Genomic DNA, 14,470 nt, shown 5'->3' with positions numbered 1-14,470 from the left:
GGTTGTATGTCTAACTTAGTAAACATCATGGTCAAAAGTATTTGGTAAAGGGAGTAGGTGACCAAAAAAATGCGATTGAAAACAAAATATGCAGCAATTTTTTTGACAATGGCCTTATTGCTATCAGGATGTTCCTCTTTGAAATCTGGTGTGTTAAATCCACAAGGACCAGTAGCTAGGGAACAATATGATCTTATTATTTGGTCGATTGTTTTGATGTCTATCGTTTTTATTGTTGTCATTGTTCTTTTTGTTTATATGCTTGTGAAATATCGAGCAAAGTCATCGAATGAAGATTATGTAGAAACGGAAGAAAAAGAAAATAAATGGTTAGAGGTTTTATGGACTGCGATACCTGTTGTCATTATTATCGCACTCGCCATTCCTACAGTAAAATCAACGTTTAAGCTGGAAAAATCACCGAGCCCCAATCAAAAGCCAATCACAATACAAGTCACATCAGCTAACTGGAAATGGATATTTAAGTATCCAGAGCAAGGGATTGAAACAGTCAACTATGTGAATATACCTGCAAATGTACCCGTTCGGTTTCAGTTAAATGCGGTCGGACCAATGAACTCATTCTGGGTTCCTGAGCTTGGTGGACAAGAGTACACCATGCCGGGTATGACGATGTACCTCTGGTTGGAAGCAGATAAGGATGGTACTTATATTGGAAGAAGTGCAAATTTCTCCGGAAAAGATTTCACTCATATGCAGTTTAATGTTCATTCACTTGAACAAGGAAAGTTTGATGAATGGGTAGCGAATGTTAAAAAGTCATCACCAAAGCAAACAACAGAAATGTTTAAACAGTTGTTAAAACCTGGTGTGGTAAAAGAGCAAACTTACTCTTCCTATCCTAATGTGGATGTGAACCGACTGGATGAGAATGGAAATCCAATTGTCGAATCAACTAACCCACACAAACATGGTAAGAGTGATGATACAGAAATGAAGATGGATATGAACATGGATATGAATTCTAACTCGAACCACCAGATGAACCACTAGTAAAGGAGGGTAAACCATGAAAGATTTCTTATTTAACTTTAAGATGCCGGAACACTTTTTTATAACAGGAGAACCACTCATTTATGGTGCTTATGTCTCGATCATTTTGGTCTCATTAGCAATATTATTCGTACTCACGTACTACAAAAAATGGGTTTGGCTTTGGAGAGAGTGGTTGACCACTGTCGATCATAAAAAAATCGGGATTATGTATCTGGTAGCTGCATTATTGATGTTGTTCCGTGGTGGAGTAGATGCATTACTCATGAGAATACAGCTCACTGCTCCTAATCTGCATTTTTTAGATGCCGAACACTATAATGAGATCTTTACTACTCATGGAACGATTATGATTTTGTTTATGGCTATGCCGTTTTTGATAGGTTTGATGAACGTGGCTGTTCCATTGCAAATTGGAGCGAGAGACGTTGCTTTCCCAGCTCTTAATGCAGTGAGTTTTTGGATGTTTGCCGCAGGAGCGATGTTATTTAATATCTCTTTTGTCATCGGTGGATCTCCAGATGCGGGTTGGACGAGTTATACACCACTTGCAGGAAGTGCACTCGATCCAGGACCGGGTCAAAACTACTATTTGCTTGGATTGCAGATCGCTGGTATTGGGACATTGGTTACAGGGATTAACTTCTTAGTCACTATTTTAAAAATGCGTGCTCCAGGAATGACCTTATGGAGGCTTCCGCTTTTTTCCTGGTCGACGTTGATCACTTCTGTGATTATCATATTTGCTTTCCCAGTATTGACGATTGCCCTAGCACTGCTTACTTTGGATCGTGTTTTTGGTTTCCACTTCTTTACTTTAGCTGGTGGCGGAAGCCCGATGATGTGGGCCAACTTGTTCTGGATTTGGGGTCACCCAGAGGTGTATATCGTAATCTTGCCGGCTTTTGGGTTGTTCTCTGAAATCTTTAGTACCTTTGCTAGAAAGAAATTGTTCGGCTATAGCGCAATGGTGTATTCTATGCTGGCTATCTCAGCCTTAAGTTTCCTTGTATGGGTTCACCACTTCTTTACAATGGGATCAGGTCCATGGGTCAACTCCATTTTCTCGATCAGTACGATGTTGATCGCGATACCGACTGGTGTGAAGGTGTTTAACTGGTTGTTTACCCTGTACAAGGGACGAGTTGAGTTTAAAACACCTATGTTATGGGCACTTGGATTTATTCCAATATTTCTCGTCGGTGGAATAACTGGTGTTATGTTGGCTGTTGCACCTGCCGATTATCAATATCACAATAGTTATTTCTTGATTGCACACTTTCACTATGTCTTAATCGGTGGAACTGTTTATGGATGTATCGCTGGTCTTGTTTATTACTGGCCGAAAATCGTTGGCTGGCTCTTAAATGAACGTTTAGGAAAATGGGCTTTCTGGTGGTTCACCATTGGATTTAATATGTGTTTTATCCCAATGTATATCGTTGGTCTCAAAGGAATGACTCGACGGATGTACACCTACCCAGCAGGTCTTGGATGGGAAACTTGGAATCTCATTGCAACGATTGGTGCATTTGCGATGGGGATTGGTTTTATCATCCTCGTTTGGAATATGTACTATAGTTTCAAACATCGTCAAAATGATACAACAGGTGATCCTTGGAATGGCCGTACGTTGGAATGGATGACTTCCTCACCAGCAGCAGAGTACAACTTTGCCGTTATTCCACAAGTAAAAGGTTTGGATGCTTTCCATCTGATCAAAAAAGAGAGAGCTGCTGGCGTGAAAGAAGAAGCGCCTGAAATAAAACCAATCCACATGCCTAAGCGGGAAGCATTTCCTGTCATTATATCCGGATTTATGTTTGTTGCTGGATTTGGATTTGTCTTTGAATGGCTGCAAATTGGATTTCTTGGTTTGCTTGGATCGGTAATCACCATGATTTGGCGTTCGTTCAACGATTACGACCGTGACTACTATATTCCAGTAGAAGAAGTCCAAAAGACGGAATTAGCAGCTGGAAGGAGGGTGTAAAATGGAGACAACAACTGCAACAAAAGGTTATCAACCAATGGAGTATAAATCAGAAGAAGGCAGATTGAAGATTTTTGGTTTTTGGGTATTCCTCGGTGCGGAGATTGTGTTGTTCTCCACACTCTTCGCTACTTACTTTGTATTGGTTCATCAAACCGCAGGTGGCCCTGCTGGAAAAGATCTGTTTGAGATCAACATCTTTGCCATGGAGACTTTCTTCCTTTTGACGAGTAGTTTTACATGTGGTTTGGCTATTTTGTACATGCGGAAAAACTCGATGAAGGGATATCTGATCTGGACAATTATCACTCTATTATTAGGCTTAGGGTTCCTAATTTTAGAGATAGAAGAGTTTTCTACCTTGGTAGAGATGGGTGCAGGGCCAACACATAGTGCATTTCTCTCTGCATTCTTCACTCTAGTTGGAACACACGGTTTGCACGTAAGCCTCGGGATTATTTGGGTGACTAGTGTCATGATCCAAGTGATCAAGCGCGGATTTACTCCTGTTACAGCAAGAAAAATCTTTATGACAGGACTATACTGGCACTTCCTCGATGTTGTCTGGATCTTCCTCTTCAGCACGATTTACTTGTTGGGGGTGGCGTAAATGGAACAACATCATAGTGCAAAACCTCATATTGTCGGCTATATCTTTTCTCTGATCTTGACTGTGCTCGCTTTTGTTGACATGTTGTATACTAGATTGCCGATGTCGATGAAAATAACCGTGCTTCTTATCCTAGCAGTGTTACAATTTTTAGTTCAGCTTATCTACTTTATGCACATCTGGGAAAGCAAAGAGCGGGCTTATCAAGTTATCAGTATCGCGTTTGGTATTTTTGTCGCCATTACCATTGTGGCAGGTTCTATTTGGATCATGATTTACAATACGATGCATATGTAAAGCGAAGACAGGCATGTCTATTAGCAGACGTACCTGTCTCTTTTCTTCTATTAGACTGTGATTATTACTAGAGTTACAATGGAGAGAATGTGGTACACCCTACTTTTTTATTGAGTCTGAGGCTTTAAAAACCATAAATCTCTCGAAGATATATTATGAATACCAAAGAGGTTGAACTTATTTATCATATGATTTTCTAACAAGTATACCTATTTCGATTTACCCAAACCTGTTAGGCACAAACAGCCCACTATCCAAAAACGTGGGCTTTGTTTGCGTTTAATGAACCAGCATTTCTTGACAGAAATATCTGGATTTTTTATAATGATGTGGACAGTGATCGAAAACGTGTGAACGCTTCGATCCTCTGTCAGGTTTACTTAGAAGCAAATATGCTTCTGATAAACGCTAAACCACGACGGACTGGCGTCCAACCGAATACCGTGTGGTTTAGGAATAAGGCAGCTACTTGCAGCAATGCGGTAGCTGTTTTTCTATGGAGTTCGAACTCTGGCAAAAGCACCGACAACACGGGCACCATTATAGGTGCTGCTGGGTCGATGATACTGCTTAGACCCAGCTGTATTCCCGTTGCAATTGCTGCGAGTTTTTTCTCCACAACAATCTTGATTACCTCTTTTGATAGATCTAACAGTACATCACGAGAAAAAATCACCCAAGCACTCGTAGATACACCAGCTACGCTTAACGAGATTTTGACCATATGCCGTTTGAGAAACATCACCGCAGAGCGAATAAAATCCACTCGTTTGTGAAGCCGCTCATCTCGTTTCACTTCGCGCGCCTCGATTTGACCTATGATTTCTTGGAAGTCCTGTTTGATCTCCTGCCGTTGTTGCTGTAACAGCTGTGTCACTGTCTCTTTATCCATTCCTTGCTGGATAATGACTTGGACGATGACCTGCTGCTGATCGACAGTTTCCGGTATTACACGAGCAACGACTTGTTGCACTTGCTCCGCATCGATGCTCTTTGTCAGAGGTAATTCAGATTGCTCCACACATGAAAGTTTTTTATTATCCATTATAAATCTCTCCTCAGATGATTTTTTGTCCATAAAACAAAGCGACAGTGTCATCACCTGACAAAAAATGGATCTCTCATGCGCCCACACGTATTCGTTTGTCGTACCCACTATCCACATCATTAGGGTGTTGCAGTGTTCACAAGATTGTGAACATAAAGTGTAAAACAATAAAACAACTAAGCTTGTACTACCAGTGCCATCACTCATCCAACGAGGGTGCTTGATGATGACTGATCGCGCGGGTGCACATATGCAGCCAACACACGATCGAAGCAATTGCTACAAGCGTATCCGCAAGGCGCCTGTTTGCTTGTAGCCTGATTTGGTGGGAATCCAAAGGATTCAGCCTATTTGGGAGCAGCGCTCGACCAAAAATCAAACCAAAACAGGAACTAAATGTATTTAATCATAGAAATATACTGATTTCAATAGTATTCAAAATATATACAAAGCGAAAACCACCAATATTCAGCTGTTTTAGGTAGTATACTCTTCTAAGTGAAGTGATAAAAAATAAATTGTAAAACTATCCTAATTCATTATTTGATCTTATAATGAAAATGCATTACTTCGTTGTTTTTATTGTTTATATGAAAGAGATGAGTTGATTTCTTCCGAAAAAAAGCACATTTTTCCTATAGAAGAAAAAAGATGGTTGAAATCCCTCTATCCTGCTATAATAATAGGAATAAAATTCGCTCCTTGATAGAATTTTCAGGAGCGTCTTTTTATATTTGTTATAGGAGGATAGAAATGGAAAAGAAATTAGTAAAGGTTGGCTTGTTGGGTTTTGGAACTGTTGGAACGGGTGTTTATCGAATTATTCAAGCTCATCAAGAAGACCTTTGGAAACAAACAGGCTTGCATATCGAGATTCATCGTATATTTGTTAAGGATATACATAAGGAAAGAGACATTTCTACTCCTACAAATATGTTGACAACAAAAATTGAGGATATCCTTTACGATAATGAAATTGATGTAATAGTGGAAGTAATGGGTGGCATTGAGCAAACAAAGGCATATATTTTAACGGCTTTAGATCAGAAAAAACATGTCATCACAGCAAACAAAGATTTGATGGCATTGCATGGTGCCCAAATTCTGTCAACTGCTCAAGTTAATGGTTGTGATGTGTTCTATGAAGCAAGTGTTGCAGGTGGAATCCCAATCTTAAGGGCACTGGTAGAAGGGCTTTCTTCTGATCGTATTTATAAGATGATGGGCATTGTCAATGGTACAACCAACTATATGCTCAGTAAAATGAGTAAAGAAGGAATGGACTACGACGAAGTGCTCGCAGAGGCTCAAGCTCTTGGTTATGCGGAGTCAGATCCGACAGCAGATGTGGAAGGACATGATGCAGCCCGTAAGATGGCTATTCTTTCTACACTTGGTTTTCGAGTGGCGATGAAATTGGATGAAGTGGATGTTCGAGGTATAAGCAGTGTGACCAAGGAAGATATTTCCTATGGTAAATCTCTTGGCTATGAGCTCAAACTACTAGGCATTGCAGAACGCTCGAACAATAAGATCGAAGTAAGTGTACAACCGACAATGATTCACAAATCACATCCGCTTGCTTCGGTAAACGATGTTTTTAATGCTGTCTATATTTATGGTGATGCAGTAGGAGAAACGATGTTCTATGGCCCTGGAGCAGGGGAACTGCCAACTGCTACCTCTGTTGTTTCAGATCTTGTCACGGTTGTGAAAAACATGAAACTAGGGACAAATGGTCTAGGAGTTGTAGCCCCCTATGTGGAGAAACAGCTCAAATCGGATGAGGACAAATATTCGAAATATTTCCTACGGATGATAGTAGAGGATCAACGTGGAGTGTTAGCAAACATAACTCAGCTTTTCTCCAATCATAACATCTCCTTTAAGCAGATAATCCAACAACCTTATAATGGTGGACAAGCGGAGATTATTTTAGTAACTCATAGCTCATCCAAAGCAGATATGGATCAAGTCATGGAGAAAATGGATTCTACCAAAATGATTCATCAAGTGAAAAGCTGTTACCGTCTGGAGGGAGAAGCGAAAAAATGAGTACGTCTACTACGAATAAACAGCGATTTGGAATAATCGAGCGCTATCGTGAATTTTTGCCTGTAACAGAAAATACACCAAAACTTACTTTGCATGAAGGAGATACTCCACTAATTCATGCTCCAGCATTGTCAGCAGAATTAGGGATAAACTTATATGTAAAATATGAAGGATTAAATCCTACTGGGTCGTTCAAAGATCGTGGGATGGTGATGGCTGTCGCAAAAGCAATAGAAGAAGGCAGCAAAACTATCATGTGTGCTTCAACTGGAAATACATCAGCTGCGGCTGCGGCTTATGCTGCACGTGCTGGTCTCCGCTGTATTGTTTTGATCCCAAGTGGGAACATCGCACTTGGTAAACTAGCGCAAGCGATCATCTATGGAGCAGAAGTGATTGCGATTGATGGCAACTTTGACGAAGCCTTGGATATTGTTCGTGAAATCACTGCACAAGAACCGATCACGTTGGTCAACTCCGTCAATCCTTATCGGATCGAAGGGCAGAAGACTTCTGCATTTGAGATCGTCGATGTATTAGGTACAGCTCCCGATATATTGGCAATTCCCGTTGGAAATGCTGGTAATATCACTGCTTATTGGAAAGGGTTTAAGGAGTACAAACAAGCAGGTAAAAGTGACCAGTTGCCACGCATGTTTGGATTCCAAGCTGATGGAGCTGCTCCATTGGTATATGGAAAACCTGTACCAAATCCAGAAACAGTCGCTACAGCGATTCGTATTGGAAATCCAGCGAGCAAAGATGGGGCAACCCGTGCACTAGCAGAATCCAATGGGCATATCGATGCGGTAACAGACGAAGAGATTTTAGCAGCATATCAAAGATTAGCACGTACAGAGGGGGTATTCTGTGAACCTGCTTCTGCTGCATCGATCGCTGGAGTGATCAAACAGCGAAAAGCAGGTAACATAGCGGAAGGTGCAACTGTTGTTTGTGTGCTGACTGGTAATGGATTAAAAGATCCTAATATCGCGCTGAGTACCATCGATGAGCAACCCGAAACCGTACCAGCAACAAGAGAAGCAGTCATGTCGTTGATTTCAAAATAGAAAGGGTTTCAAAGAATGAATCAACAGGGAGTAACGGTAAAGGTTCCAGCGAGTACAGCAAATTTGGGGCCAGGATTTGATGCGATTGGCATGGCATTTCAACTATACACAGTGATTCGCATGGAAATTGCATCTGAGACGGTAATTACAGTTTTAGGTGATCATTTAGCAGCACTGCCAAAGGATAAATCCAATCTGCTCTACCAAGTTGCAGCACATTTCTTTCAATCTTTAGATAGAGCAGTGCCAGAACTTTCAATCGAAGTCAGTTCTGAGATTCCACTTACCCGCGGTTTGGGAAGCAGTGCAGCAGCGGTGGTGGGAGCACTAGTTGCTGCTAATATTTTAGCAGGTAAACCATACACGATGGATCAACTATTCTCGATGTCAGCTCGAATAGAAGGGCATCCTGACAATGTAGGAGCCTCTTTCTTTGGTGGAATTATTGTTTCTTCCATGCCGAAAGAAGAACGGGAAGTACCTTATGTCTGTTTGCCAGTACCAGACTCCTTGCGTGTTTTGGCTGTTATTCCTGATTTTTGGCTATCGACAGATAAGGCGAGGTCTGCATTACCTGCCAGTTATGAGAAAAAAGATGTTGTCTTTACCCTTGGACACAGCAGCTTGCTCGTTGCTGCTTTAGCGCAAAATCGTTTGGATTTATTAGCAGAAGCGATGCAAGATAAAATCCATCAATCTTATCGAGCAAGTCTTATCCCTGGTTTATCAGAAATATTAACCGATGCGGTCTCCCATGGAGCGCTCGGTGCAGCCCTCAGCGGCGCAGGACCTACCAGTCTCTGTTTTTATGAAAACGATGAACAGCGAGAGACACTGTCACGCTTTTTAGCGAAGGTGATGGATGAACATAAAGTCAGTTATCAGTTGCTCGATCTTGTTCCTGATACAAATGGTGTGCAAGTATCTTAAAAACCAACCAAAGGTTGGTTTTTTATTCATAATGGCGTTCTTGGTAAAAATAATTTAGTTTTAGACCACGGGTTTTCAACGAGCATAATGGAAGATGTGATAAACTTTGTATTTTTTACAAAAAGAAAGGAAACCCTCTCATTTGAAAGGGTTGTTGAGAAATTATTTCTGTACAGAGAAGGAGTGAAATTCAAATTTATCATAGCGATGTCGAGAAAAAGAGTACTCAAATATGGTTCCATTATCCAGAAATGCAATTTGTTCAACTTCCAATACAGGATCATTGTCTTGGCAATGAAGATACTTTTTATCCATTTCATTTGGCTTTGTAGCACGGATAATTTTATGAGCGCTTTTGATTTTAAGTAGTAGCTCCTCTTCGATATAACGATAGACAGAAGCATACAGAACTGATTCATCTAAACTGGTGATGACAGACGTTGGCATATATGTTTTTTCTATTACATATGGTTCCCCTTCAACTGATCGTAATCGAATGATCTTATAGATAGGACTGACACTATCAATATTTAATCGTGATGCGATAAGGGGACTAGCCATTTCGACTTTAAATTCGATCAGATGACTTTCTACTTTTTGTGAGCCAACAGATCGAGTTAATCCTTTGACGCTTTGGCTGTTGATGATGGCAAGGCTCTTATTTAAAGAAGATTGAATAATAAATGTGCCGTGGCCTCGTTTACGAAAGACAAGGCCTTCTCGAACCAAGACATCCATTGATTTTTTTATCGTCATTCGACTACAATCAAATTCTTGGCAAAGAGTCATTTCATCTGGTAACGGTCGCATGGGATCGTACACTTTTTGTTGAATACGATTGCGTAATTCATCCGCTATTTGTTGGAACTTTTTCATTTGTTATCACCAATATTTCAGACGTGCTTATTACTTAAAAGTATATCCTTAATTATCTTTCAAAGCCATTTTCAAAAATGACATTTTTAAACCAATACCCGCTCTTTTTGATCGTACGCTTTCTGCCATTATCTAGATCGACAGATACAAACCCATAGCGGTTTTTATAAGCGTTTGCCCAAGACCAATTATCCATAAAGGTCCACAAATGATACCCTTTCACATTGGAACCTTCTTCTAATGCTTTGTGCACCCATGTAAGATGATCTTTAATAAAAGAAATACGATAATCATCTTGAATCATGCCGTCCTGAAGGAATCTCTCTTCGTTTTCTACTCCCATTCCATTTTCGGAGATAAAACATTCAATATTACCATAGTTATCACGCAGATTAATCAAAATATCATAAATGCCTTTTTCATAAATCTCCCAACCACGATGCACATTTAGTTTTCTTCCTGGCATCACATAGTAATCAAATAGATGTTCTGGTAAAAAAGGTGCTTTTGGGTTAGATAGGGTTTCTTTTGCTTTTACTCGGCGTGGTTGGTAGTAGTTGACACCTAATAAATCAATCGTATATTTTTTTATCGTGTTGATGTCTTCTACCGTTGTTTCAGGCAAAAAATCGTACTCTGTCAGCAATTGTACCAAGTCCTCTGGAAACTCACCTTTTACTGCTGGATCGAGGAAAGAGCGATTAAATAGCAGATCAGCAAGATGAGCCGCCCTTCGATCAGCAGGATGTTGGCTACGAGGATAAGATGGAGTTAAATTTAACACAATCCCAATCTTCCCATTTTGCCTCGATTCACGGTAAGCGCGAATAGCTAAAGCATTAGATAAAATCGAATGATAGGCAACTTGTACAGCCCGTTTGAAGTCCACTACGTTTGGATAGTGAAAGTCGTACAAATAACCTCCTTCCACAGGAACAATGGGTTCATTATGCGTGAACCATTTTTTTACTTGATCCCCAAACAACCTAAAACAAGTCTTGGCATATTCTACATAGGCGTCTACTACTTGCCGATTCTCCCAACCTCCGATCTTTTGCATTTCCCAAGGCATATCGAAATGGAAGAGCCCAACAAAGGGTTCCAAATCATGTTTATGGAGTGTTGCGATAACATCTTTATAAAAAGAAACGGCTTCTTGATTGATTTTACCTATGCCTTTCGGAAATAAACGGGACCAAGAGATCGAAAGGCGAAAGGAATTATGTCCTAGTTCTTTCATTAAAGCGATATCTTCTTGATAAAGGTGATAAAAGTCGGAAGTGACATCAGGTCCCACGTGGTTAAAAAAACGCCAAGGTTCTTGTTCATACCAGTGATCCCAGATGTTTTTTCCTTTGCCACCTTCATATTGTGCTCCTTCAGTTTGTGTGGCAGACGCAGCTGATCCCCACCAAAAGTCTTTTGGAAAAGTTAATTTTGACATCCATTGCTCCCCCTAGCTGTAAAGCAGGAAAGAGGAATATAGATTCCTCTTTCTTGTTTATTTCTTGTTATTTATCTCTACTACATTTTCGATAGCATCTTTTTCTTTTTTATTATTCATTCGGTCGATAAAGAGTAGGAATGGAATCCAAATGATCATTACGATGGCAAAGTTAATAATTTGTAAAATACTTCCTGCTATCGAGTTAGTAGCTAAGTAACCGCTAATGACAATTGGTACTGTCCAAGGAACGGTTACACCTGTAGTTAATGGGACAAGGCCTGTACTCATAGCGAAATATGTTACTGTCACTACTACCATTGGTGCAAGAAACCATGGTACGAGAATCAAGGGATTCATGACAATCGGCAACCCGAAAATGATCGGTTCATTTACGTTGAAAATACCTGGTCCAACTCCAACTTTTGCTACTTGTCGCATTTGTTTACTTTTGGCAAAAATTAGAATCGAGACGATAACAGCCAATGTCATACCTGTTCCGCCCATTCCAACGGTAAAAATATCCATAAAAGATTTTGTTATGACATTGGACGCTGCTTGACCATGACTAAATTTATCTAAATTTTCTAATGCAAGTGTATTCCAAATAGGGTCCATCACTGAGTTAACGATAATTTGTCCGTGTAGCCCAAAGAACCATAGAATCTGAATGAAGAAGATTGCGATCAAAGTAGCAGGTAAACTGCCTCCTAAACCTACCAGTGGCGCCTGAACAAGTGTATAAATAAAGTCATGAATGTTGTGATAAGGAGTTAATTCAAAGATGATATTGACAATCAGAAAAACACTTAATGTGACAACTGCTGGTATTAAGGATGCAAAAGACTTGGATACTGCTTCCGGTACGCCTTGCGGCATTTTAATCACCCAATTTTTTTGGACGAGCCTGCGGTAAATTTCGGTTGCCAGAAATCCTACCAGCATACCGACAAACATTCCCTTCGCCCCTAATCGATCGAGTGGGATCACACTATCCACGACTTGCTTATTTTCCAAAGTAGTCGTAAAAGGAGTGACAATTAAAAATGAAGCAACTGCGACAACGGCTCCAAATACTGCTTCTACATTGTATGATTTGGATAAATAATACCCTATTCCAAATACGACAAAGAGCGTCATGATGCTCATGGTCGCCTGAGATGCTGGGCCAAGCAGGCTTTGCAGTCCAGCTATTCCTTTATCACCGATAACATTTTTCAGGAAAGGTAGATTTGCTATGACGACAGCTATAGAACCAAAGATCGTCAATGGTAAACTGAGCAAAAAGGCATTACGAAGAACAGTAAGATAACGGTTGTTATTTAATTTTCCTGCGATCGGCAATAAAAATCGATTCATCCAATTCATTACTGCGTTCATTTCCCCACATCCTTATCTACTCTCAAATATGTGAATTAACTCCTTGATCATTTCTTTCATCGTAACAGTCGACATCAAATGATCTTCTGCATGCATGAGTAATAAAGAAAAGTCGGTTCCCTCTCCCGCTGCTTCTTTTTGTATAAGGTGTCCATGTGTTTTATTTGCCTCAGCTAACATTTGTTCTGCTTCTGCAAGCAATTCTTTACTTTTTTCATAATGAAGTTCTTTGCATTCTCTAAGTGCCATGATTAAGTTGCTTCTTGCATTTCCGCTATGCAATATCATTTGCATGGCTGTCACTTCAATTGATTGTGCTGCTGCAAAGGTATCCATCGCTTATTCCTCCATTAATTGAATTGCTTGTTCCAGTGCTGCTTTTCCATCAGCTAAACCATATGCCATCATGTCGATCACATCCAGTGGAATACCATGGGAAGCAGCTGTAGCTCCAAGGGAATCTTTTAAGAATCGCATCTGTGGTCCAATTAATACCACATCAGCTTTTTCCATTTCTGCTTCTGCTTGATCTTGTCCAACTGCCCAAATTTCTGCTTCCATTCCAATTGATTTAGCATATTCCCGCATCTTTGCCACCAAGATACTAGTGGACATTCCAGAACTACAAGCAAGTAATATCTTTTTCATTTGTAACCACTCCTTTTTTAAAGCGCTTTCATTATTTGATCTAATTATATATACTTTACATTTAAAAGTATATACTTTTATTATAAAAATATATTATATTGTTATTGAAATGAAGAAGCGATGCTTATTATCTTAAAAAATTAATTGCAAGGAGGAGTATTTCTTATGTCCGATTATGCAATTGGTATTGATCTAGGCGGAACGCAACTAAGAGGAGCTATTGTTGATCAAAATGGAAATATCATAGAAGAAAATTCCGCTCCTACGGAAGCCGAAAAGGGTCCAGATCATGTCATAAACAAGATGGTAAAACTTATTTCCCACTTATTATTAACAAAATCTGTTGTTGGTATAGGGATTGGTTCCCCAGGACCTCTGCATAATGGCATTGTCCATCTTCCTCCAAACCTGCCAGGGTGGAATCAGATCGCCCTTTCTGATCGAATCTATCAAGCTTTCGGTATTCCTGTTTACTTGGATAATGATGCAAATGTCGCTGCATTAGCAGAAGCATATCTGGGGGCTGGACGTGGGGTGGATTCTGTATTTTATCTTACTGTTAGTACAGGTATTGGTGGTGGCTATATATTAAATCGACAAGTGGTTCATGGAGCAATGACTTGTGCTGGAGAAGTAGGAAACATGATCATTGCTTCAGGAGGGGAGGCAGCGGGTCAATTAAATGCAGGTAGTTTTGAGTTGTTAGCTAGTGGAACAGCGATAGTCAAACAAGGAAAGAGGCTACTGGGCAAAGATGTAGGGGCGAGACATATTTTTCAATTAGCTGAACAAGGAAATGAAACCGCTTTAATGATAATCCAAGATAACATGAAATATTTAGCGATTGGCATTGCAAATATAATTCACCTTATTAATCCTCATCAAATTATTTTAGGTGGAGGAGTAATGCAATCTTACAAAAAACACTTATCACAGCTTATTATGAGCACGAATCAGTTGGTGTACCCACAATTAAAGGAGAAAACAGATATTACTTTTGCACAGTTGGAATCAAAATCAGGAATGATTGGAGCAGCTTTGTTGACAGGTATCTACGACTTCTTGAATTCTGCTGACCTTAATCAAAACACTTAAAACAGTAAGG

Annotated in this window: 14 protein-coding genes; 8 read left to right on the top strand and 6 right to left on the bottom strand. The window is 40.0% G+C overall.

Annotated elements, in window-relative coordinates; all coding sequences use genetic code 11:
• Positions 1 to 69 precede the first annotated feature (69 nt).
• The 4 genes from qoxA to qoxD are packed head-to-tail and all read left to right on the top strand — an operon-like array spanning position 70 to position 3,914.
• Positions 70 to 1,014, top strand: a complete 945-nt coding sequence (gene qoxA / locus AC5WOF_RS01750; RefSeq protein WP_496048232.1) for a cytochrome aa3 quinol oxidase subunit II — start codon at positions 70 to 72, stop codon at positions 1,012 to 1,014.
• 43 nt (positions 1,015 to 1,057) lie between these two features.
• Positions 1,058 to 3,007 carry a cytochrome aa3 quinol oxidase subunit I gene (gene qoxB, locus AC5WOF_RS01745; protein WP_496048811.1) on the top strand — a complete coding sequence of 650 codons (1,950 nt, stop codon included), beginning with the start codon at positions 1,058 to 1,060 and terminating at the stop codon, positions 3,005 to 3,007.
• Position 3,008: 1 nt separating this feature from the next.
• The gene (qoxC, locus tag AC5WOF_RS01740) at positions 3,009 to 3,617 is read left to right on the top strand and encodes a cytochrome aa3 quinol oxidase subunit III (protein WP_496048231.1); all 609 of its coding nucleotides are present in this window, start codon (positions 3,009 to 3,011) and stop codon (positions 3,615 to 3,617) included.
• Entirely contained in the window at positions 3,618 to 3,914 is a 297-nt protein-coding gene (qoxD, locus tag AC5WOF_RS01735; protein WP_496048230.1) for a cytochrome aa3 quinol oxidase subunit IV, read from the top strand.
• A gap of 376 nt (positions 3,915 to 4,290) precedes the next feature.
• On the opposite strand, the gene AC5WOF_RS01730 is transcribed toward qoxD, so the two are convergent.
• The gene (locus AC5WOF_RS01730) at positions 4,291 to 4,959 is read right to left on the bottom strand and encodes a hypothetical protein (RefSeq protein ID WP_496048229.1); all 669 of its coding nucleotides are present in this window, start codon (positions 4,957 to 4,959) and stop codon (positions 4,291 to 4,293) included.
• Positions 4,960 to 5,715: 756 nt separating this feature from the next.
• On the opposite strand from AC5WOF_RS01730, the gene AC5WOF_RS01725 reads away from it, so the two are divergent.
• From AC5WOF_RS01725 to thrB, 3 genes are read left to right on the top strand one after another with little or no spacing between them, the layout of a single operon-like run.
• Entirely contained in the window at positions 5,716 to 7,017 is a 1,302-nt protein-coding gene (locus tag AC5WOF_RS01725) for a homoserine dehydrogenase (RefSeq protein WP_496048228.1), read from the top strand.
• Positions 7,014 to 8,087, top strand: coding sequence for a threonine synthase (gene thrC / locus AC5WOF_RS01720; RefSeq protein ID WP_496048227.1), 1,074 nt, complete (start codon positions 7,014 to 7,016; stop codon positions 8,085 to 8,087). The genes AC5WOF_RS01725 and thrC overlap by 4 nt, the downstream gene beginning before the upstream one ends.
• A 15-nt stretch (positions 8,088 to 8,102) precedes the next feature.
• Positions 8,103 to 9,017, top strand: coding sequence for a homoserine kinase (gene thrB, locus AC5WOF_RS01715; protein ID WP_496048226.1), 915 nt, complete (start codon positions 8,103 to 8,105; stop codon positions 9,015 to 9,017).
• Between the two features lie 162 nt (positions 9,018 to 9,179).
• Here thrB and AC5WOF_RS01710 read toward each other — a convergent pair whose 3' ends face one another.
• The 5 genes from AC5WOF_RS01710 to AC5WOF_RS01690 are packed head-to-tail and all read right to left on the bottom strand — an operon-like array spanning position 9,180 to position 13,365.
• Complete coding sequence (locus AC5WOF_RS01710; RefSeq protein WP_496048225.1) at positions 9,180 to 9,893, bottom strand: GntR family transcriptional regulator; 714 nt, start codon at positions 9,891 to 9,893, stop codon at positions 9,180 to 9,182.
• Between the two features lie 52 nt (positions 9,894 to 9,945).
• The gene (locus AC5WOF_RS01705; protein WP_496048224.1) at positions 9,946 to 11,337 is read right to left on the bottom strand and encodes a glycoside hydrolase family 1 protein; all 1,392 of its coding nucleotides are present in this window, start codon (positions 11,335 to 11,337) and stop codon (positions 9,946 to 9,948) included.
• A 57-nt stretch (positions 11,338 to 11,394) separates the two neighbouring features.
• Positions 11,395 to 12,717, bottom strand: coding sequence for a PTS cellobiose transporter subunit IIC (gene celB / locus AC5WOF_RS01700; protein WP_496048223.1), 1,323 nt, complete (start codon positions 12,715 to 12,717; stop codon positions 11,395 to 11,397).
• Between the two features lie 12 nt (positions 12,718 to 12,729).
• Positions 12,730 to 13,053, bottom strand: coding sequence for a PTS sugar transporter subunit IIA (locus tag AC5WOF_RS01695; protein ID WP_496048222.1), 324 nt, complete (start codon positions 13,051 to 13,053; stop codon positions 12,730 to 12,732).
• A gap of 3 nt (positions 13,054 to 13,056) precedes the next feature.
• Positions 13,057 to 13,365 (bottom strand): PTS sugar transporter subunit IIB, encoded by a 309-nt coding sequence (locus AC5WOF_RS01690; RefSeq protein WP_496048221.1) that lies wholly within the window; start codon positions 13,363 to 13,365, stop codon positions 13,057 to 13,059.
• 165 nt (positions 13,366 to 13,530) lie between these two features.
• Here AC5WOF_RS01690 and AC5WOF_RS01685 point away from each other — a divergent pair, with 165 nt between their 5' ends.
• Complete coding sequence (locus tag AC5WOF_RS01685; protein ID WP_496048220.1) at positions 13,531 to 14,460, top strand: ROK family protein; 930 nt, start codon at positions 13,531 to 13,533, stop codon at positions 14,458 to 14,460.
• The last annotated feature ends 10 nt before the right edge of the window (positions 14,461 to 14,470 follow it).

Source organism: Shimazuella sp. NTD250, assembly GCF_059510375.1.
The sequence above is the reverse complement of the archived record's forward strand: the minus strand, read 5'-3'. Positions and strand labels throughout refer to the sequence as shown.

Coding starts and splice junctions, on each gene's coding strand:
- thrC (WP_496048227.1), top strand. CDS start 7,014: ATGAGTACGTCTACTACGAATAAACAGCGATTTGGAATAATCGAGCGC.
- AC5WOF_RS01695 (WP_496048222.1), bottom strand. CDS start 13,053: ATGGATACCTTTGCAGCAGCACAATCAATTGAAGTGACAGCCATGCAA.
- qoxD (WP_496048230.1), top strand. CDS start 3,618: ATGGAACAACATCATAGTGCAAAACCTCATATTGTCGGCTATATCTTT.
- thrB (WP_496048226.1), top strand. CDS start 8,103: ATGAATCAACAGGGAGTAACGGTAAAGGTTCCAGCGAGTACAGCAAAT.
- qoxA (WP_496048232.1), top strand. CDS start 70: ATGCGATTGAAAACAAAATATGCAGCAATTTTTTTGACAATGGCCTTA.
- qoxB (WP_496048811.1), top strand. CDS start 1,058: ATGCCGGAACACTTTTTTATAACAGGAGAACCACTCATTTATGGTGCT.
- AC5WOF_RS01730 (WP_496048229.1), bottom strand. CDS start 4,959: ATGGATAATAAAAAACTTTCATGTGTGGAGCAATCTGAATTACCTCTG.
- AC5WOF_RS01705 (WP_496048224.1), bottom strand. CDS start 11,337: ATGTCAAAATTAACTTTTCCAAAAGACTTTTGGTGGGGATCAGCTGCG.
- AC5WOF_RS01710 (WP_496048225.1), bottom strand. CDS start 9,893: ATGAAAAAGTTCCAACAAATAGCGGATGAATTACGCAATCGTATTCAA.
- AC5WOF_RS01685 (WP_496048220.1), top strand. CDS start 13,531: ATGTCCGATTATGCAATTGGTATTGATCTAGGCGGAACGCAACTAAGA.
- qoxC (WP_496048231.1), top strand. CDS start 3,009: ATGGAGACAACAACTGCAACAAAAGGTTATCAACCAATGGAGTATAAA.
- AC5WOF_RS01690 (WP_496048221.1), bottom strand. CDS start 13,365: ATGAAAAAGATATTACTTGCTTGTAGTTCTGGAATGTCCACTAGTATC.
- AC5WOF_RS01725 (WP_496048228.1), top strand. CDS start 5,716: ATGGAAAAGAAATTAGTAAAGGTTGGCTTGTTGGGTTTTGGAACTGTT.
- celB (WP_496048223.1), bottom strand. CDS start 12,717: ATGAACGCAGTAATGAATTGGATGAATCGATTTTTATTGCCGATCGCA.